Origin of the sequence: Oxalobacter paeniformigenes (assembly GCF_027158465.1) — a bacterium.
Lineage (GTDB): Bacteria > Pseudomonadota > Gammaproteobacteria > Burkholderiales > Burkholderiaceae_D > Oxalobacter > Oxalobacter paeniformigenes.
This window is the reverse complement of sequence record NZ_JAMKYL010000001.1, coordinates 159816-181248: the sequence shown is the minus strand read 5'-3', so window position 1 is coordinate 181248 and position 21433 is coordinate 159816. Positions and strand designations below refer to the sequence as shown.

The window sequence follows — 21433 nt, the reverse complement described above, 5'->3', positions numbered from 1 at the left end:
CGCCCGCTCGATAATTGCACCGAGCTGTACAGTTTTAACGAATGAATTTATGATCCTGCTTTCCTATTTTCGCACATACCGGCACGTCACACGGATTTCATATCTGTTTCCTGCGTGTCTTGTCGCATTTCTGTGTGGTTGCGCCCCGATTCCACCCAAAGGCACCTCACCGGAAATGAAACCGGTCGAACAATACGAAACTTCACAATCCCTTGCAGGGCCCGAACGCGACTGGCCCGACGAAAAATGGTGGACGTCCTACAACGATCCACAGCTCGATACGCTGATCGGAGAAGCGCTGGTTCATGCACCATCCATGACGATCGCGGAAGCGCGCTTCCGGCAAGCCGTCGCTATCGCGAAGCAGGCCGGCGCGATTCTGCAGCCGCAAGTCAGTATGGATGCCTCGGCCACTGTCCAGAAACTGAGCTACAACTATGACCTCCCTCCCGATCTGACACCACGCGGTACGCATGGATACGGTTCGATGGCCTTGAATTTCAGCTGGGAACTGGATTTCTGGGGCAAAAACCGTGCTGCCTTGATGGCGGCCACATCAGCCCGTGAAGCGGCTGCCGCCGATGCGGCACAGGCACGCCTGCTTCTGTCGGCTTCCATCGCTTCGGAATACGGCGAACTGGCACGCCTGTACGACACACTCGATACGGTCAACGCCATTGCAAGTGTCCAGAAAAAAAACCTGGAGCTGTTTACGGAACGCAACCGGCACGGGCTGGAAAATCTCGCCAGCGTCGAACATGCCAAATCGCTTTTGGCACGTACCGAGGAAGAAGTCCTCTCGCTGGACAAGCAGATCGGATTGCAACGCAACAAACTGGCTGCGCTCGTGGGGGCAGGTCCCGACAGAGGGTTGTCGATCACAAGACCGCAACTGCATCTGACGGCGAATTATGCCGTTCCTGCCGAATTGCCGCTGAATTTGCTGGGACGTCGTCCCGATATTGTCGCTGCACGTCTGCAAGTCGAGGCCGCAACAAGCATGATCGAAAAACAGAAAGCCGAGTTCTATCCGAATGTCAATCTTTCGGCCTTTCTCGGCTACCAGGCACTCGGATTCGACAAGATACTGAAATCCGGTTCCGACTTCGGCGGTATCGGTCCTGCCATTTCCTTGCCGATTTTCACCGGCGGACGCTTAAGCGCAGAGCTTGAAGAAGCCAGAGCCGGACGGGATGAAGCTGTCGGCATTTACAACCAGACCGTTTCCGTAGCCTTGCAGGAAGTCGGAGACGCCATACTGAACCAGAAGCAGCTGATCCGGCAACTTGAAAAAATCCGCACGGCCGTCGCCTCTGCCCGTGAAGCGCATCGCATCATCAGCGACCGTTACCGCGGCGGCCTGGCCAACTATCTCGAAGTGCTGGCGGCAGAGGAAACCTGGCTTGAAACCTCTCGTACAGAAAAAGATCTGCAATCCAGAATATTCACCTACGACGTGGCGCTCATCAAGGCACTCGGCGGAGGCTACAACATGCCGGCATCGGCCGATACCGGTCATCCAGTCACCGAAAACTGAAGGCAACGTCACAAGGACTGACAAGGAACACCCATGAGCAATCAGACAAACACCATCACCCCGGAAGAACATCCTGCGCCAGACAAAAACCATACCCGGCGCAAACGGCTTTTCATCGGACTTTTCGCTGTCATCATCGCAAGCGCCATCGGCTACGGCGCCTACTGGTACCTGTATGCCTCGCGTTTCGTCTCGACCGACAATGCCTATACTGCGACCGAAGTGGCACAAGTCACACCTTCCGTCTCCGGTACGATACAAGCCGTCAACGTCGTGGATACCCAGGAAGTCAAGGCAGGCGACATTCTGGTCGTCATCGACGAAATCGATGCACGACTGGCACTGAATCAGGCCATTGCTGACGAAAGTCAGGCGCATGCCCAGCTTGCCGCCGCACAGGCAGACCTGAAAAAAGCGAAAATCGATCTGCAACGCAGAAAAGCGCTGATCGCTTCCGGTTCCGTATCGGGAGACGAACTGACGGCTGCGCAAAACGCCTATGAATCGGCCAACGCTCACATCGATCAGGCCAAAGCCGCCATCGCACAGGCACAGGCACGAGCCGAACAGGCACGAGTCGATCTGTCTCGTACCGTTTTGCGCGCACCGGTCGACGGCGTCATTTCCAAGCGAACCGTTCAGGTCGGCCAGAAAGTCCAGGCGGGTATCCCGCTGATGGCCGTCGTTCCGATTCAGGACATCCACGTGGATGCCAACTTCAAGGAAGGGCAGCTCACCCATGTCCGGACGGGACAGAGTGCGGAAGTGGTTTCCGACATCCACGGATCTTCAGTTGTATATCACGGCGTCGTGGATGGATTTTCCGGCGGTACCGGTTCCGCCTTCGCCCTGATCCCGGCGCAAAACGCGACCGGCAACTGGATCAAGGTTGTCCAGCGTCTTCCCATCCGTATCCGGCTTGATCCGGAAGAACTGAAAGCCAACCCCTTGCAGGTCGGACTCTCCATGACCGTGACGGTCGATACAGCCAGCGGAAAGCAACACGAGTGATTCGCAAATATCTTGTTCAACGTATCTCTTCGAATACCCGATCATGAAGCAGGAATCACACACCGCCTTTCAGGGACCGATGCTCTGGATAACGGCTCTGGTACTGACCGCAGGCAACTTCGTCGCCATTCTGGACTCGACAATCGCCAACGTATCCGTCGCCCATATCGCCGGCGGTCTGGGCGCCAGCAACAGCCAGGGCACATGGGTCATTACCTCCTATGCCGTGGCCGAGGCCATCACCGTCCCGCTTACCGGCTGGCTGTCCAAACGTTTCGGCGCCACGCGTGTCTTCTGTTATGCGCTTGTTTCATTCGGCATCGGTTCAGCGCTGTGCGGGCTGGCCCATTCCCTGAGCTTTCTGATTTTCGCCCGCGTCTTGCAAGGATTTGCAGGCGGTCCGCTCATGCCGTTGTCGCTGACGTTGCTGTTACGTATTTTTCCTAAAGACAAGGCGACAGTGGCCAACGGCTTGTGGTCCACGACGACCCTTGTCGCGCCTGTCATCGGCCCTATTCTGGGGGGATGGCTTTGCGACGAATACAGCTGGCCATGGATTTTCTACATCAATGTACCGATCGCCATCATTTGCGGGTCATTCCTCTTCGTCATTTTCCACAATCACCGTGAAGACTTGCAAAAACACCCCATCGACAAAGTCGGTCTGCTCCTGTTGATCATCTGGGTCAGTGCCTTGCAAATCATGATGGACGAAGGCAAGGACAAGGACTGGTTCGCATCCAACTACATCATCACGCTGGCGATTATCGCAGCCATCGGATTCGCCGCCTTCATGATCTGGGAAATCACACAGAAAAAAGACCCTATCGTGGATCTGACCGTTTTCCGGCACCGCGGTTTTTCCGCAAGCGTATTGACACTGACACTGGGATTCGGCGCCTTTTTCGGCATCAATGTCCTGACACCGCTATGGTTGCAAACCAATATGGGCTATACCGCTACATGGGCAGGACTGGCAACCGTATGGACCGGTGTTTCGGCGCTCGTCATCTCGCCTCTCGTCACATCGCTTTCCAGCAGAATAGATGGACGCAAACTGGTCTTCGGCGGCGTTTTGTGGATGGGAGGTGTCACATTCATCCGCAGCTTTCTCAATACCGACGTGGATTACTGGACCATCGCCATGCCCTTGCTCGTCATGGGCATCGGCATGCCGTTTTTCATGATCCCGATATCGGCACAAGCCATGATGAGCGTCAAACCCGAAGAAATGGAATCTGCAGCCGGGCTGATGAATTTCCTGCGTACCATCTCGGGTGCTTTCGCGACCTCGCTGGTCAATACCGTCTGGGAAAACCAGACGAACTACAAGCATGAACAGCTGTCCGTCCTGCTCGATTCAACCGGCAACATTTTCAGGGAACTGGTGGCATCCGGTTTCGATACCGAAATGGCGCGTGGCATCATCAACCAGCTTACGACCAGCCAAAGTGTCATGCTGGCGACCAACGACATCATGCTCTACAGCAGCGTCGCCTTCGCCATCGCCGCCTTCGCCATCTGGCTGGGTCCCAGTACCAAAAAACTTTAATTCGTGCGGACATCAAAAACGGGCAGGATAACCTGCCCGTTTTTGTTTCACTGACGACAAAATCGTTACCGGTTGCCGCCTTTCATTCCAGAATGATACGCAACATGCGGCGCAACGGTTCGGCGGCGCCCCACAACAACTGGTCGCCGACCGTAAAGGCAGACAGGTATTCGCCCCCCATGCCCAGCTTGCGCAAACGGCCCACAGGCACCGTCAGACTGCCCGAAACCGCAGCCGGCGTCAGATCACGCATGGAATCGGCACGGGTATTGGGAACGACCTTCGCCCATGGATTGTGGCTTCTGATCATATCCTCGATTTCGTCAAGCGGCACATCCTTTTTCAGCTTGATGGTCAATGCCTGGGAATGGCAACGCATCGCACCGATCCGGACACACAGCCCGTCGACCACGATCCGGTTGCCGTCATCCTTGCCCAGAATCTTGTTCGTTTCCGCACCGCCTTTCCATTCCTCGCGCGACATGCCGTTACCCAGATCGGTATCGATCCAGGGAATCAGGTTGCCTGCCAGCGGAACACCGAACTGTTTCGTTTCATCCGCTGTCATGCCGCGCTGGCGTGCCAGTACCTGACGGTCGATTTCCAGAATGGCAGATGCAGGATCTTCCAGATTCATTCTGACTTCGGTATGAATCGAGCCGAACTGCGTCAGCAATTCACGCATATGCTGCGCACCGCCACCGGATGCCGCCTGATAAGTCATGGAAGTCATCCATTCGACCAGATCGTTGGCAAACAGGCCGCCCAACCCCATCAGCATGCACGAAACCGTACAATTGCCGCCGATGAAGTTTTTGATGCCCTTTGCCAGCGCCTCGTCGATCACCTTGCGGTTGACCGGGTCGAGAATGATGATGGCGTCGTCGTTCATCCGCAATTTGGAAGCGGCATCGATCCAGTAACCGTTCCAGCCTGCTGCACGCAGCTTCGGAAACATGTCGGCCGTATAGTCGCCACCCTGGCAGGAAATCAGGATATCGCACGTCTTCAGTTCATCCGTGCTGAACGCATCTTTCAGCACCGTTTCGTTTTTCGCCATCGCCGGAGCCTTGCCGCCGACGTTGGATGTCGTAAAGAAAACCGGCTCGAACAAACCGAAATCGTTTTCCTCCTGCATGCGCTGCATCAGCACGGAACCGACCATGCCGCGCCAGCCAATCAATCCTACCCGTTTCATCTCATTCACCCGATTCTGTCACTTGCGCGTGTCTTACAGTGCCGCGACAACGGCATCTCCCATTTCCTTCGTACCGACGCGTTTGGTACCCGCTTCGTAAATGTCGCCGGTACGCAGACCGTCAGCCAGCACTTTCTTGACCGCTTTTTCGATACGATCCGCCTGTTCGCCCATATTCAGCGAATAACGCAGCATCATGGCGGCAGACAGGATTTGCGCCAGCGGATTGGCGATACCCTTGCCGGCGATATCCGGAGCGGAACCATGTGACGGTTCATACAGCCCCTTGTTGTTTTCATCCAGCGAAGCAGACGGCAACATGCCGATGGATCCTGTCAGCATGGCGGCTGCATCCGACAAAATGTCGCCGAAAATGTTGCCGGTCAGAATGACGTCGAGTTCCTTCGGCGCACGGACCAGCTGCATGGCGGCATTATCCACATACATATGATCGAGTTTGACGTCCGGATATTCCTTCGACACATCGATCACGATCTCACGCCAGAGCTGGGACGTTTCCAGCACATTGGCCTTGTCCACGGAAGTCAGACGTTTGCTGCGTTTCTGTGCGGTCTGGAAACCGACATGGGCGATACGACGGATTTCCGGTTCGGAATAACGCATCGTATCGAAGCCTTCACGTGCACCCTTGAACGGGCCGTCCGGTGCTTCGCGGTGGCCGCGCGGCTGACCGAAATAAATATCCCCCGTCAGTTCACGGACGATCAGAAGATCAAGTCCCGAAACAACTTCCGGTTTCAGTGTGGAAGCGCCTGCCAGTTCCGGATACAGAATGGCAGGACGGAGATTGGCAAACAGTTTGAGATTCTTGCGCAAACCCAGAATCGCCTGTTCAGGACGCAAGGCACGTTCCAGCGTATCGTATTTGAAATCGCCGACCGCACCGAACAGAATCGCATCGGCTTCTTTCGCCAGTTTGAGCGTACTTTCCGGCAGCGGATGACCATGTGCCGCATATCCGGCACCGCCGACGTCCGCCCATTCCATTTCGAAATTTTCACCCAGCGCATTCAGAACCCGAACGGCTTCATTCATGATTTCCGGGCCGATACCGTCACCCGGCAAAATTGCAATCTTCACGTTTATCCTCTCTCTTGTCGGCACATGCCGCAACCGGATGCACCTTCTCCTGTTGATATGAAACCAGCATCAAATCGTATTGGCCAACCAGGGCTGTTCGGCGATATGGCGTTTTTCGTATTCCCGAATCTTGTCAGCTTTCTGCAAGGTCAGGCCAATATCGTCCAGTCCGTTCATCAGACAATACTGGCGGAACGGATCGATAGCGAAGGTAAAGACCAGCTTGTTGTCCTCACTCGTGACCACCATCTTTTCCAGATCGATCGTCAGCTTGTAACCCGGCTGCGCCTGAACCGCCGTAAAAAGCTGATCCACCTGTTCTTCCGACAGGGTGATCGGCAAAAAACCGTTCTTGAAACAGTTGTTGAAGAAAATATCGGCAAAACTCGGCGCGATGACGGCCTTGAAGCCATACTGTTGCAAAGCCCATGGCGCATGTTCGCGGGAAGAACCACATCCGAAATTCTTGCGGGCCAGCAAAATCGAGGCCCCCTGGTAACGTGGCTGGTTCAGCACGAAATCCGGATTCAGCGGCCGTTTGGAATTATCCATACCCGGTTCGCCATGATCAAGATAGCGCCATTCATCAAACAAATTCGGTCCGAACCCCGTCCGTTTGATCGATTTCAGAAACTGTTTCGGGATAATCGCATCCGTATCCACGTTGACGCGATCAAGCGGGACAACCAGCCCGGTATGTACGGTAAATTTTTCCATGATTTCAAATCAGTCCGTTCGTCTTTCGCCAATCGGCAAAAAGCAACGGTTTCATGGCCTGTTCGCCACAAAACCGGAAATAACACAAAAAACGTCCAGGCCGCGTTACCTTGCGGCGTTTTCAACCGCAGAACCGGCTTTCTGCACGTCCTTGCCGATACCCTGGACAGTATTGCATGCAGCAAGAAACATGACGGCGGAAAAAACAGCAACCAGCATTCTCATCTTTTATCTCTCCATGTTTTAGTGATTTTCTCGTACATCCACAAAATGTCCTGCGATACCGGCAGCGGCGGCCATGGCCGGTGAAACCAGATGGGTTCTGCCGCCCTGTCCCTGCCGACCTTCGAAATTCCGGTTCGATGTGGAAGCGCACCGTTCCCCAGGAGCCAGCCTGTCGTCATTCATCGCCAGACACATGGAACATCCCGGTTCACGCCATTCAAATCCGGCATCCATGAAAATCTTGTCCAGTCCTTCCTTTTCCGCCTGTTCCTTGACCAGACCGGAACCCGGCACCACGAGTGCCAGTTTGACGTTCGCCGCACGTTTTTTTCCCTTGACCACCGCGGCGGCGGCTCTCAAATCCTCGATCCGCGAATTGGTGCACGAGCCGATAAACACCTTGTCGATCGCAATGGACGTAATCGGCATATCGGGTTTCAGATCCATATATTCGAGCGCACGGATGATCGCATTGCGGCGAACCGGATCGGCCTCGTTTGCCGGATCGGGAACTTTCCCGTCGATGGAAGTCACCATTTCCGGAGACGTTCCCCATGTCACTTGCGGCATGATTTCGGACGCATCGAGCGACACGACCGCATCGAATACCGCACCCGGATCGGAGTGCAGCGTTTTCCAATAGGCGACCGCCTTGTCCCACTGTTCGCCTTTCGGAGAAAAAGGACGACCGCGGACATAGTCGATCGTCGTATCGTCGACCGCCACCATACCGGCACGTGCGCCTGCCTCGATCGCCATGTTGCACAGTGTCATGCGGCCTTCCATCGACAGGGCGCGAATCGCGGACCCGGCGAATTCGATGGCATAGCCCGTTCCGCCCGCTGTACCGATTTTTCCGATCACGGCCAGTACGATATCCTTGGCCGTCACCCCGTCCTGCAACGTGCCGTTCACTTCCACCAGCATGGCTTTCGATTTTTTCGCAAGCAAAGTCTGCGTCGCCAGCACATGTTCCACTTCCGACGTACCGATACCGTGTGCCAGACAACCGAACGCGCCATGCGTCGAAGTATGCGAATCGCCACAAACGACCGTCATGCCGGGCAGCGTCGCACCCTGTTCCGGGCCGATGACATGCACGATCCCTTGCCGTTTGTCCGCCATATTGAAGTAGGTCAGGCCGTACGTTTTCGCATTCATATCCAGCGTTTCCACCTGAAGACGCGAAATGGGGTCGGCGATCGGCCCCTTGCGGTTCTGCGTCGATACGTTATGGTCGGCCACCAGCAGGTTGGCGGAAACTCTCCATGGCTTGCGTCCCGCCATTCTCAGACCTTCGAAAGCCTGAGGGCTGGTCACTTCGTGCAGGAGATGACGGTCGATATACAAAATCGTCGTGCCGTCCTTTTCCGTATCCACCACATGGGATTCCCAAAGTTTGTCATAGAGAGTCTTTGCCATGATGCCAAATCACATTTTCTGTTAACCAATTTTTTATTATGCCACATTCGCCGTCAAACCTGACAGGCCGCATGGTTATTGCCTTGTTATTTCGTTGTCTGCCACCTGAATGACAGCCATGCGGCGAAAAGCGCCACCAAAGCAAAGGCACTCGCCACCCAGTACACCGATTCAGGCATGAAAAAATCCCATACCCACGACAACAGAAAACCGCCCGCCGTTCCGCCGATACCGTATGACGCACTGATGAAAAGCGCCTGTCCCCTTGCCTGAAGCGGACCGGAGAACCATTTCTGGATCGACAGGATGGAAGCGACATGATGCGCACCGAATGTCGCTGCATGCAAAAGTTGCGCGAAAAGCAAAATGGCGAACGATTCTGCGCCGACGCCGATCAGCGCGAAACGGACGACGGCAAGAAACAAACTGGCGAGCATCACCGACTTGATGCCGAAACGCCGGATCACCGGCGACTGGTAAATGAAAAACACGATTTCCGCCGTCGCGCCAATAGCCCACATCAGACCGATCGTCACGCTACTGTATCCCAGATTCGACAGATACAGCGAATAGAAAGCATACAGCGCCGAATGCGCCGCGAGCATGAAACAGCCAGATACCATGAAGGCCACCACATCACGCTGCCGGACGACATGCCAGAGCGACACCCGTTTTTTTTCCGCAGCAGGCCGCGGTGTCTGGTACAGCCGGAGGCTGACCAGCAAGACTGCGCCCAGAATAACCGCACCGACCCATGGCATCAAACCGATACCCGTCCAGTCCAGCACAAACCCGGAAGCCGCCGTCATGACGACATAGCCGACCGACCCCCACAAACGCAACTGCCCGTAACGGGACATGTTGCCCTGCATTTCCGAGAGGATCAGGGCGTCCGACAACGGTCCCTGCGCACTCGTGAACAGATTGACCGCCACCATGAAAAAGGCGAAATACCAGAACCCGCCACCGAAGAAAAATCCGATGAACGCGACAAGCGCAGCCGCCGCTGTCATCTGGAGCACACGGGCTCGCTGCCCTGTCCAGTCCGCCAGCCACCCCCAGAGATTCGGCCCGACGATACGCATGGCCTGCATCAGCGACATCAGGATGCCGATTTCGAATGCGCCGATTTCCCTGAACGCCAGATACAGCGTGATATATGTCGGGAAAACACCGACGAAGCTGTAATAGCTGAAATAGAAAGCGCCGAAACCGAACGACTGTTTCGGCCAGGAAGATTTGTCCGACACCGCCAGACCCGTCTGCCGTTGCTATTTTCCGGATACCGTACCGGGCAGGCTGCCGGCGACTGGCGCGACGGAAAGCGCAACATCGGCACATTGCGCACGGTACTGCAAAACGGCATCCATCAGCACCAGCGCCAGCATCGCTTCGGCGACCGGCACGGCGCGAATACCGACACAGGGATCATGACGACCGTTCGTTTCCACCACGACCGGATTGCCTCGACTATCGACGGAATGACGCGGCAAGCGAATCGATGGCGTCGGTTTGACGGCGATACTGACCCGGATATCCTGCCCCGTCGAAATACCGCCCAGCACACCACCGGCATGATTGCTTGAAAACCCATGTGGCGTGATTTCATCGCCATGTTCGGAACCCTTTTGCGTCACGACAGCAAAACCGTCGCCGATTTCGACCCCCTTGACGGCATTGATCCCCATCATGGCAGCTGCGATTTCCGCATCCAGCTTTTCAAACAGCGGATTGCCCAGACCGACCGGCACACCACTCGCCACGACCTCGACTTTCGCGCCGATGGAGTCGCCTGCCTTGCGCAAGGCATCGAGCTTTTGTTCCAGCGACGACAACAGCGCGGCATCTTCAGTCGCGGCGAAAAAGGGATTGCCGGCAGTGAACGCCCATGAAACGAAAGGAATGACCGTGTCGCCCATCTGGCTCATGCAGCCCATGATTTCAGTACCGCAATGCATTCTCAACCATTTTTTCGCAATGGCCGCCGCAGCGACTGTCGCCGCCGTCAGGCGAGCCGACGAACGTCCACCGCCGCGCGGATCGCGGATACCGTACTTCATGAAATAGGTATAGTCACCATGACCGGGACGGAATACCTCGGCGATATCGCTGTAATCCCGGCTGCGCTGGTCCTGATTCTCGATCAGCAGCGCAATGGGAGTACCTGTCGTTTTTCCCTGATAAACGCCCGAAAGGATCCGCACGGCATCGGGCTCGCGCCGTTGCGTGACGAAGCGCGACGAACCGGGACGCCTGCGATCCAGTTCCGGCTGGATATCCGCTTCGGAAAGTGCCATCCCCGGCGGGCAACCGTCAACAACACATCCCAGCGCCGGGCCGTGCGACTCGCCGAACGTCGTTACCGAAAAAAGCTTTCCGAAAGTATTGCCTGCCATCGTATCCTATCCCTATTGCCAGAAAAGGCGGATTTTAACACTCCGCTCCGAAAAAAATCGCGATCATCACGATATCAGGAACGCATGATGCACCGCGCTCAGGCACCAGTCCATCAGGGGCCCCGGGAAAACGCCCAGCACCAGTACCAGCACGCCATTGATACCGAGGCAGACCGCCATATCCCATGGCACGCCGATTTTCCCGGTATCCTGAGGTACATCGAAATACATGATCTTGACGACACGAAGATAATAAACCGCACCGACGACGGCAAAGAAAATGCCGACGACAGCCAGCCAGAACAGATCGACATTGATGACCGCCTGAAATACCGCGACCTTGCCGTAGAAACCGACAAGCGGCGGAACGCCCGCAAACGAAAACATGCACAACAGCATGATGAGCGCATACCAGGGATTCCGGCGGTTCAGTCCACGGAAATCAGACAGTTTTTCGGCCTCGATCCCTTTTTGCGACATCATGATGATGACGCCGAATGCGCCCAGCGTCGCCAGTACATAAACGATCGTGTAGTACATCGACGCGCCGTAAGCGAAAACGAAAGTCGTTCCGAGTTCACCCGCTTTCACCCCGGCAAGCATCCCCAGCAGCATGTACCCCATTTGCGAAATGGTCGAATACGCCAGCATACGCTTGATATTCGACTGCATGATCGCCATCACGTTGCCCAGCGCCATCGACAGCACGGAAACCACGATCAGCATCTGTTGCCAGTCGACCGCCATCGGCAACAGGCCATCGACCAGAATCCGCATGCAAACGGCAAACCCCGCCAGCTTGGGTGCCCCGCCGACCAGAAGCGTCACCGCGGTCGGTGCTCCCTCGAATACGTCCGGCACCCACATATGGAACGGCACCGCTCCGAGTTTGAACGCAATGCCCGCCACCACGAAAACGATACCGAATACCATGATCAGCCGGTTCGTACCTGTCTGCGCAGCCATTTTCGCCACTTCCGCAAACCCCAGCGAACCGGTCGCGCCATAGAGCATGGAAATGCCGTAGAGCAGTAATCCCGAGCCGAGTGCACCCAGAATGAAAAACTTCGTGGCAGCCTCGACGGCCTTTCCGTCATCACGCTTCAACGCCACCAGCGCATACAACGGAAAAGACATCAGTTCGATTCCCAGAAACATGACCAGAAAATCGGCGGCTGAAATGACAACGAACTGGCCCAGCATCGAAAACAGCGCCAGCGTATAAAACTCGCCGCCGAGATGCCCGGATGTCATCTGACGTTCACTGACATAACGCCGCGCATAGACGAGCGTCAGCAACATCGCGAAACAGGTACACAGCTTGAGCAGGTTCGACACGGCATCCGACACGAACGAACCACCGAAAGCATATACCACCGTCTTGTCCTGCATGAAAACGGCGCTGGCCGTCGCACAGGCGAGAATCACCAGCGACGACAGGACAAACGTGACATCACGCCTGCCCTGTGGCAAAAACAGATCGGCCAGCAGAATCAGCGGAACCGATACGACCAGTATCAGCTCCGGCATGGCAGAAATCAGGTTCATGGCATCCATACCGTCCGCATCCGCCCCTTACAGTTTCGATTGGGCCACATGGACCAGCAAATCGGCGACCGACACTTGCATGGCATCGGTTATCCATGCCGGATAAATCCCGATCGACAACACGAAACCTGCCATGATCGCCAGAATCAGGAATTCACGCGCACTGATATCCTTCAGTGCAGCCACATGGTCGTTCGCGACCGGTCCGAACAGCACACGCTTGATCATCCAAAGGGTATAGGATGCACCGAGCACCAGCGCAAGCGCGCCGACAAGCGCGATCCAGACATTGACCTTGACCGCCCCGATAATGACCATCACTTCGCCGACGAAACCGGATGTCCCCGGCAAACCGCAATTGGCAAAGGCAAACAGCACGAAAAAGGCGGCGAAACGCGGCATGACATGCACCACGCCGCCATAATCGGCGATCTGGCGGGTATGCATCCGGTCATACAGCACACCGACACACAGGAACATGGCCGCCGAAACGAAACCGTGCGAAATCATCTGGACCAGCGCACCGTCGACCGTAATGGTCTCGAACAAGAAAAAGCCCAGCGTGACGAATCCCATATGCGCGATCGAGGAATAGGCGATCAGTTTCTTCATGTCTTTCTGCACCAGCGCGACCAGACCGATATAGATCACCGCGACCAGCGACAGCGCGATCATGAGCCATTCCATATACCGGCTGGCATCCGGCAGAATCGGCAAGGTGAAGCGGATGAAACCGTATGCACCGAGCTTGAGCATGATGGCCGCCAGAATGACGGAACCGCCAGTCGGCGCTTCCACGTGCGCATCAGGCAACCAGGTATGCACCGGCCACATCGGCACCTTGACGGCGAACGCCGTCAGCATGCCGATGAACAGCCATATCTGGACAGCCAGCGGTATCGGCGCCTTGTACCATTCGAAAATATTGAAACTGTCCGTCTGGAGATACAGGTACAAAATGGCGATGAGCATCGGCAACGAACCGAAGAACGTATAAAGAAAGAACTTGAACGCCGCATAAACCCGCCGTTCACCGCCCCAGACGCCGATGATGACGAACATCGGAATCAGCGTCGCTTCGAAAAAGACGTAGAACAGCAAACCGTCGAACGTGGCAAACGCACCGATCATCAAACCGGAAAGCACCAGAAAAGCTCCCATGTACTGGGCAATCTGTTTTTCGACATTGTTCCAGCCGGCGATCACCACGACCAGCGTCATCAATGCGGTCAATACGACCAGCCACATCGAGATACCGTCGACACCCAAGGCATATTCCACATGAAACAGCCTGATCCAGGCATGCCGTTCGACAAACTGCATGCCATGCGCGCTCCTGTCGAAAAAAAACACCAGCGGCAGCGTTACAGCCAGACTGACTGCCGCGCCCAGAAGGGACAGATACCGTACGAAAACGGCTCTTTCATCCTTTCCGACAGCCAGCACCAGCAGACCGAAAAACACCGGACACCAGATCGCCAGTGAAAGAATGGGAACAGGATAATATGACAACGTAGGCATGTTTTTCCGAACTCGTTTTTATTTCAGACTGAAAGGCACAAACCATAACAGCAGGCACAACAATCCGACAATCATGACAAATACATACTGGTACAGATACCCTGACTGGAAATACCGGGCTGCCGCGACGAACCAGCCTGCCAGTCCCTCATATCCCGTCGCGTTTCTGTCAGGCGTTACCGCACTGCCGGCAGAATCCGATCCGCTTTTCTGACGCGACGCTCCTTTCAGAAGCGCGCGCACCATTGCGCCCACATCGAACACTTTCGACACGACATACGCCAGCCCTCTGCCTCCCCCGACAAAGAAACGCGAAATGATCCAGTCGTCGATCAGGGTGACATCTATCCATTTCCACAACACGTCGCCCACCCGCAATGCGGTACCGGCAAACCCGCGAAGATACAGACTGTCCAGATAATACTGTTCGACCAGCATGCGGTAGAGGAAACGCATTCTCCTGCGCAACCGGATCGGCATGATCGGGTTGACCAAATAGAAATACCATGCCGTCCCGACACCCGCGATCGCCAGCCAGAACGTCGGCGTCATGATTTCATGCAGTGTCATCGACAAGGCGCTGGCGAAATGTCCCGCCATGACCGACATGGCCGGATGACGCGCATGATCGACCACGATCACGCCATCGAAAAACGTCCCGTAAAGCATGGCGTCGATCGCCATATAGCCGATCAGCACCGAAGGAATCGCCAGCAACAGCAACGGCATCCTGATGATCCACGGGGATTCATGCGGTTTTTCGCCGGGCAGCAAACCGATCAGATTGCCCTGCGGCACTTTTTCCTTTTCAGCCGTCTTGAGGTTGACCAGCTGTTGCCGCTGGAAACGTTCACGGCCGTGGAACACATAGAAAAACAGGCGGAACGTGTAATAACCCGTCACGAACAGACCGGCCGTCACCGCCAGCATGGCAAACGTCGAACCCGGCACGGACGATGTACGGATCGCCCCGATGATGGATTCCTTGGAATAGAAACCGGAAAAGAACGGTACGCCGACCAGCGCCAGCGATCCGACGAGCGCCGTCGCATACGTCCAGGGCATGTATTTCCGCAATCCCCCCATGTTCCGGATATCCTGGTCATGATGCATGCCCAGAATGACGGAACCGATCGCCAGAAACAGCAGGGCCTTGAAAAAGGCATGCGTCATCAAATGGAAGACCGCGACCGAATAGGCGGAAGCGCCCAGCGCCACGACCATATACCCCAGCTGCGACAGCGTCGAATACGCCACGATGCGTTTGATATCGGTCTGCACCATCGCCACCAGCCCAAGAAACAGCGCGGAAATCGCGCCGACGATGACCATGACCGACAAGGCGACTTCGGAAAGCTCGTAAAGCGGCGACAGGCGTGCCACCATGAAAATGCCGGCCGTCACCATCGTGGCCGCATGAATCAGCGCCGAAATCGGCGTCGGGCCTTCCATCGAATCCGGCAGCCAGACATGCAACGGGAACTGTGCGGATTTGCCCATGGCCCCCACAAAGAGAAACAGACAGATCGCGGTAATGACCAGCCAGCCCGTACCCGGCACGGTCATGGCCGCCAGTTGCTCGCGCACACCGAACACATCACGATAGTTGAGCGACCCGGCAAACGCGAAAACCAGTCCGATGCCGATCATGAAACCGAAATCGCCCACGCGGTTGACCAGAAACGCCTTCAGGCCGGCCGAGACGGCAGTCGGTTTTTCCAGCCAGAAACCGATCAGCAGGTATGACATGACGCCGACCGCTTCCCATCCGAAAAAGAGCTGGATGAAATTGTTTCCCATTACCAGCGACAGCATGGCGAACGTAAAGAGGGAAATATACGAAAAGAAACGGCTGACATTGTCGTCGTTTTCCATATATCCCATGGAATAGATATGCACCAGCAGGGAAATGAACGTGACCAGCGCCATCATCATGGCGGAAAGCGAATCGATCATGAAACCGATCCCGAACGTCGTCTCGCCCACCGTCATCCAGGTATAGATATCACCGTCGAAACGCGCGCCGTTCATGACATCGGCCAACGTCAACAGAGAACAGACGAACGACACCGCGACACCGGTGACGGTCACAGCCTTGGACGTACGCCGCCGGATCATGTGCCCGCCGAACAGCGACCCCATCAGCCCGGCAACAAGCGCACCGGCCAGCGGCGCGAACAGCGCAACCAGCAGCAAGTGGATATTCAGTTGATCGGGCATATCAGTTCTTTCCGTAATCTTTCCGTCATACGACAAATCCGGTTGGCATCATCCCTTCAGACTGTCCATGTCATCAGCCCGGACCGAATGTATTTTCCGGAACAGAATGACCAGAATCCCCAGCCCGATCGCCGTTTCGGACGCGGCGACCGTCAGAATGAAAAACACGAACACCTGACCGGCCACATCTCCCAGATAATGGGAAAATGCGATGAAATTCATATTGATTGCCAGAAGCATCAGTTCGATCGACATCAACAGCACCAGCAAATTGCGCCGGTTCATGAAAATTCCCATCACGGCGATCGAAAACAGGATCGCGCCGAGAATCAGATAATGGACAAGCGTCACATTCATCGTCCATCCCCCCGTGTTTCATGTTCCCGCCCTGTTCCGGTCTCACTTTCCGGCATTTCCGCGACCGTTTCCGCCTTCATGTCGACGATCCGCAACCGTTCCTTCGGATCGACACGCACCGCGGTGGCGGCCGACGTATATTTGGCGTCACGCCGGTAACGCAAGGTCAGCGTCACCGCAGCGACCAGCGCAACCAGCAGAATCATGGCAGCGATTTCCACGCTGAACAGATAATCCGTAAACAAGGCCTTGCCGATCGACGCAGTCAGCCCGACTTGCGACGCGCTTTCCGGCGCATGCAAGTCTTGCGTATAAAATCCCCTGAACAGGACGGCCGACATTTCCAGCACGATAACGACACCGACGAACGAGGCGACCGCCATATTCTTTTTCGCGACCTTTTTCAGTTCCGGCATATCCATATCCATCATCATCACGACGAACAGGAACAGCACCATGACGGCGCCGACATAGACCAGCACCAGAATCCATGCCAGAAATTCCGCCTTGAGCAATATCCAAAGCGCAGCACCCGTAAAAAACGACAGCACCAGATACAGTACGGCATGCACCGGATTGCCCGATGTCACCACACGCAGCGCCGACATGACGAGAATGGCGGCGAAAACATAAAACAGGACGGTTTCAAATTCCATATTTTTCCACAGGCCAAACACCCTCAGCGATAAGGTGCGTCCGCCGATTTGGCCTCCCTGATTTCCTTTTCATACGCCTTGCCGACAGCCAGCAAAACGTCCTTGCCGAACACGAGATCGCCCCGTTTATCGGAACTATATTCAAACATCGGTATCTCGACAATGGCGTCGACCGGACACGCTTCCTCGCACAATCCGCAAAAAATACACTTGCTCTGGTCGATTTCATAACGTGTCGTGCGCCGCGAGCCATCCCCGCTTTCCGCGATATCGATCGTGATGGCTTTGGCTGGACAGGCCGATTCGCACAATTTGCAGCCGATACACCGCTCCTTGCCGTTTTCATCGCACATCAAGGCATGCATCCCGCGAAAACGCGGGGAAAGCGGCGTTTTTTCTTCCGGATACCTGACGGTCGCTTTCCTGCGGAACATGATCCGCAAGGTCAACGCGAGTCCCTGTACCAGCTCGGCCAGCGCAAACGTTTTGAGAAAATGCCTGATCGCTCCCATCATCCCCTCAATGCCAGATATTCAGCGGCGTCTGCATCCAGCAGGCGACAATCACAAGATACGCCAGCGTCACCGGAATGAACACTTTCCAGCCCAGCCGCATGGTATGGTCGTAACGGTAACGCGGAAACGTCGCGCGCACCCAGATGAACACGAACACGATCAGAGACGTTTTCGCGCCCAGCCATATCCACCCCGGCACCCATGCCAGAAACGCCCAGTCCACCGGCGCGAGCCATCCCCCCAGAAACATGATCGACGCCATGGCCGACAGCAAAATGATATTGGCGTATTCCGCCATAAAAAACATGGCGAACGCCATACCGGAATATTCGACCATATGCCCGGCCACGATTTCCGATTCTCCCTCGACCGCGTCGAACGGATGACGTGCCGTTTCGGCAATCGCGCACACGATATAAATGATGAACAGGGGAAACAGCGGAATCCAGTTCCAGGACAGGAAATTCAGTCCGTGCGAAGCGAAGAACCCGTGATTCTGCACGGTCACGATATCCGACAGATTCAGACTACCCGACACCAGCAGCACCGTCACCAGAACGAACCCCAGCGGGATGCCGAAAGAAATCATCTGCGCCGAGGCACGCACGGCGCCCAGAAGCGCGTATTTGGAATTGGAAGCCCATCCGGCGACGATGACGCCATACACACCGATCGACGTGATCGCCATGACGAACAACAATCCCGCATTCACATCGGCCAGCACGATATCCGCGCCGAACGGAATCACAGCCCATGCCGCCAGTGCAGGCCCGATCGTCAATACCGGCGCGAGCCAGAACAGAAAACGGTCGGCACGCTCCGGCACGATGATTTCCTTCAGCAGCAACTTGAAGGCATCGGCAATCGGTTGTATCAGTCCCAGCGGGCCGACACGGTTCGGCCCCAGACGCGCATGCATCCAGCCGATCACCTTGCGTTCCCACAGGGTCAGAAATGTCACCAACCCCAGAAGCGGCAACAGAATCACATGAATCTTGACCAGTATCCAAACCAGCGGCCACCATGAGCCGAACACCATCCGGCCATAATGATGCGCGAGCGACAGAATTTCAGCCATCATATGCGTTCCACCCTGATCTCGCCGTCAAGCGGCCCCAGCATGGCTGTCGCAGCATGACCTGTCGCCAGTCTGACCGTACCGACCGCCAGTGTCTTGTCACAATACGCAGGCAAAACGGTTTCACCATCCGGCTGCACCACACGAACATTCTCGCCGTCAGCCAGTTCCAGTTTATCGAAAAGCGTCTCCGGCAAATACACGACCGGACTTTTCGCTGCGGCTGTTTTCTGCAACGACGGCGCACGGCGCACCAGCACATCCGAAAAATACAGCGGCACATCGGCAACACGCCGGCAAGATGCTGCCTCCTGCGAAACGAACAGGGGCGCCTCTCCACTGATATTGTTCAATACTGTATCGGTTCGCCGTCCGGCAAGACATTCCTGACAGATGTCATCCGCACTGTCGTAGCCGAACCCGTCCAGTTCAAGGAAATTGCCCAATACCCGCAACACTTTCCATGCCGGCCGCGCCTGTCCTACCGGAGCGGCAGCTGCGCCGAAAGACTGCACGCGTCCCTCGAAACTGACAAACGTCCCCGCCGTTTCGGCAAACGCCGCAACCGGCAACAGGACATCCGCATAATCCATACTCTGTTTGAAAGGCGAAATCGCCACCACCATTTCCGCCTGTTTCAGTGCCGCCATCATACGCGGCGGATTGGCCGCTTCCAGTTCCGGCTCCGTATGCAACAGCAAAAACGCCTTGCTCGAATCCGAAGCAATGTCATTCATGGAAACCCCGGAAGCCGTGCCCGGACAAGCGCCAGCCAGCATCGCCCCCGTGGCATTGGCGCCTTCCGTCAGGCAACCCAGTACCGCACCGGTCTGAGCTGCAATCCATTCCGCCGCACGGTGCAACAGGGATGCCTGCTCATGACGCAAGGCCAGGGCACCGAGGAATACCGCCTTTTTACCGTCGGCAAGCAGCGAACCCGCGATTTTTTCCATACTGGCACCCCATCCGTTTGGATCGTCTGCCGATCCGTCAAGTACCATCTTTGCACGCAATATCGTAACGACATCCTTGAACCCGTCAGGCAGCGGCACACCTTTTTTGTGAGCGATCACTTCCATGATACCGGCCAGCATCGTGAGCCATTTGTCCGGCGAAGCCACCAGCCGCGCCGCGACCGGCATCAGCCAGTCGTCATCGAGCGCATGCACCATACCGATTTGCGCGCCACGCTGCGCCGTTTTCCGGAAACGTGTCGCCAGAAGCGGCGCTTCCTGACGCAGAAAAGACCCGATCACCAGTATATGATCGAGTGTTTCGATATCCGCAACAGGCATCCCGAGCCATGGAGCGACCTTGCCGTCCAGCGAAAAATCGGACTGTGCGAGCCGGTACTCGATTTTTTCCGAACCCATGCCACGCATCAGCTTTTGCAACAGATAACATTCTTCCAGTGTCGCCTGTGGCGAAACCAGCGCCGCCAGCGACATCGCCCCATGGTCGCGCCGGATGCTTGTCAGACCATGCGCGACATAACTCAGCGCCGTTTCCCAGTCCGTCTCGATCCAGCGGTTATCCTGCTTGACCATCGGCACCGTCAGCCGTTCCGGTGTATCCAGCGCTTCATAGGAAAAACGGTCGCGGTCGGACAACCAGCATTCGTTGACCGCCTCGTTTTCGGCGGGCAATACCCGCATGACCTTGCCGCGCAAGGTCTGTACATTCAGATTCGAGCCAAGTCCGTCATGCGGAGAAACCCCGCGATGGCTTGCCAGCTCCCAGCCACGCGCCTTGTAACGGAAAGGCAGCGAAGTGAGCGCTCCCACCGGACAGACATCGACCAGATTGCCCGACAGTTCGGAATCGATTTTTTTGCCCGGAAACGTCGTCACTTCGGCACGCTCCCCGCGCTGCACCATCCCCAGTTCCGCGCGACCGGCGATTTCCTCGCCGAAACGGATGCAGCGTGTACACTGGATACAGCGGCTCATACCCTGCATCGATACCAGCGGTCCGGCATCCTTGACCAGCACCACCCGCTTTTCCTCACGGTAGCGCGAAGCGCCCGCCCCATACGCCATCGAATAATCCTGCAAACGGCATTCCCCGCCCTGATCGCACACCGGACAATCCAGCGGATGATTGATAAGCAGGAACTCCATCACCGCCTTGCGGGCAGCTGCGACCTTTTCGGTATCGGTATGCACCACCATGCCATCAGTCACCTGCGTGGCACATGCAGGCATCAGTCTGGGCGCTTTTTCGACCTCGACAAGGCACATCCGGCAGCTGGCCGTTACCGACAGTTTTTTGTGATAGCAGAAATGCGGGATCGGCTTGCCCGCATCCAGCGCCACTTCCAGAAGTGGGCGCCCTTCTTCCGCCTTTATTTTTTCACCGTCAATCTCGACTTCAACCATA

At 56.1% G+C, this 21433-nt stretch carries 18 protein-coding genes; 3 read left to right on the top strand and 15 right to left on the bottom strand.

Annotated features, from left to right (window positions below):
• Positions 1-49 precede the first annotated feature (49 nt).
• Genes NAI64_RS00820 through NAI64_RS00810 form a run of 3 tightly spaced genes read left to right on the top strand, consistent with a single transcriptional unit; the run spans position 50 to position 4100 of the window.
• Entirely contained in the window at positions 50-1537 is a 1488-nt protein-coding gene (locus NAI64_RS00820; RefSeq protein WP_269296855.1) for an efflux transporter outer membrane subunit, read from the top strand.
• 33 nt (positions 1538-1570) lie between these two features.
• Positions 1571-2548 carry an HlyD family secretion protein gene (locus NAI64_RS00815; RefSeq protein ID WP_269296854.1) on the top strand — a complete coding sequence of 326 codons (978 nt, stop codon included), beginning with the start codon at positions 1571-1573 and terminating at the stop codon, positions 2546-2548.
• Between the two features lie 43 nt (positions 2549-2591).
• On the top strand, positions 2592-4100 hold the full coding sequence (locus NAI64_RS00810) for a DHA2 family efflux MFS transporter permease subunit (RefSeq protein WP_269296852.1): 1509 nt from the start codon (positions 2592-2594) through the stop codon (positions 4098-4100).
• Positions 4101-4182: 82 nt separating this feature from the next.
• Here NAI64_RS00810 and asd read toward each other — a convergent pair whose 3' ends face one another.
• The 15 genes from asd to nuoG form a co-directional block, all read right to left on the bottom strand.
• On the bottom strand, positions 4183-5298 hold the full coding sequence (gene asd, locus NAI64_RS00805) for an aspartate-semialdehyde dehydrogenase (RefSeq protein WP_269296850.1): 1116 nt from the start codon (positions 5296-5298) through the stop codon (positions 4183-4185).
• 33 nt (positions 5299-5331) lie between these two features.
• The gene (leuB, locus tag NAI64_RS00800) at positions 5332-6399 is read right to left on the bottom strand and encodes a 3-isopropylmalate dehydrogenase (RefSeq protein WP_269296848.1); all 1068 of its coding nucleotides are present in this window, start codon (positions 6397-6399) and stop codon (positions 5332-5334) included.
• 69 nt (positions 6400-6468) lie between these two features.
• Entirely contained in the window at positions 6469-7116 is a 648-nt protein-coding gene (gene leuD / locus NAI64_RS00795; RefSeq protein ID WP_269296847.1) for a 3-isopropylmalate dehydratase small subunit, read from the bottom strand.
• Positions 7117-7221: 105 nt separating this feature from the next.
• Positions 7222-7308 carry an entericidin A/B family lipoprotein gene (locus NAI64_RS00790; protein WP_407946905.1) on the bottom strand — a complete coding sequence of 29 codons (87 nt, stop codon included), beginning with the start codon at positions 7306-7308 and terminating at the stop codon, positions 7222-7224.
• A 51-nt stretch (positions 7309-7359) separates the two neighbouring features.
• Entirely contained in the window at positions 7360-8763 is a 1404-nt protein-coding gene (gene leuC, locus NAI64_RS00785; RefSeq protein WP_269296846.1) for a 3-isopropylmalate dehydratase large subunit, read from the bottom strand.
• Between the two features lie 86 nt (positions 8764-8849).
• A complete protein-coding gene (locus NAI64_RS00780; RefSeq protein ID WP_269296844.1) occupies positions 8850-10013 on the bottom strand; it encodes an MFS transporter in 1164 nt (387 codons plus the stop codon).
• Positions 10014-10034: 21 nt separating this feature from the next.
• A complete protein-coding gene (gene aroC, locus NAI64_RS00775; protein ID WP_269296842.1) occupies positions 10035-11159 on the bottom strand; it encodes a chorismate synthase in 1125 nt (374 codons plus the stop codon).
• A 66-nt stretch (positions 11160-11225) separates the two neighbouring features.
• Positions 11226-12716, bottom strand: a complete 1491-nt coding sequence (gene nuoN / locus NAI64_RS00770; RefSeq protein ID WP_269296840.1) for an NADH-quinone oxidoreductase subunit NuoN — start codon at positions 12714-12716, stop codon at positions 11226-11228.
• A gap of 18 nt (positions 12717-12734) precedes the next feature.
• Entirely contained in the window at positions 12735-14228 is a 1494-nt protein-coding gene (locus NAI64_RS00765) for an NADH-quinone oxidoreductase subunit M (RefSeq protein ID WP_269296838.1), read from the bottom strand.
• Between the two features lie 18 nt (positions 14229-14246).
• Positions 14247-16448: an NADH-quinone oxidoreductase subunit L gene (gene nuoL, locus NAI64_RS00760; RefSeq protein WP_269296836.1), complete on the bottom strand. Its 2202-nt coding sequence runs from the start codon at positions 16446-16448 to the stop codon at positions 14247-14249.
• Between the two features lie 48 nt (positions 16449-16496).
• Positions 16497-16805 (bottom strand): NADH-quinone oxidoreductase subunit NuoK, encoded by a 309-nt coding sequence (gene nuoK / locus NAI64_RS00755; protein WP_269296834.1) that lies wholly within the window; start codon positions 16803-16805, stop codon positions 16497-16499.
• A complete protein-coding gene (locus tag NAI64_RS00750; protein ID WP_269296833.1) occupies positions 16802-17461 on the bottom strand; it encodes an NADH-quinone oxidoreductase subunit J in 660 nt (219 codons plus the stop codon). The genes nuoK and NAI64_RS00750 overlap by 4 nt, the downstream gene beginning before the upstream one ends.
• A gap of 23 nt (positions 17462-17484) precedes the next feature.
• Positions 17485-17973: an NADH-quinone oxidoreductase subunit NuoI gene (gene nuoI, locus NAI64_RS00745; RefSeq protein WP_269296830.1), complete on the bottom strand. Its 489-nt coding sequence runs from the start codon at positions 17971-17973 to the stop codon at positions 17485-17487.
• Between the two features lie 7 nt (positions 17974-17980).
• On the bottom strand, positions 17981-19054 hold the full coding sequence (gene nuoH, locus NAI64_RS00740) for an NADH-quinone oxidoreductase subunit NuoH (protein WP_269297962.1): 1074 nt from the start codon (positions 19052-19054) through the stop codon (positions 17981-17983).
• Positions 19054-21432, bottom strand: a complete 2379-nt coding sequence (gene nuoG, locus NAI64_RS00735) for an NADH-quinone oxidoreductase subunit NuoG (RefSeq protein WP_269296828.1) — start codon at positions 21430-21432, stop codon at positions 19054-19056. Before nuoG ends, nuoH begins: the two co-directional genes overlap by 1 nt.
• Position 21433: the final 1 nt, after the last annotated feature.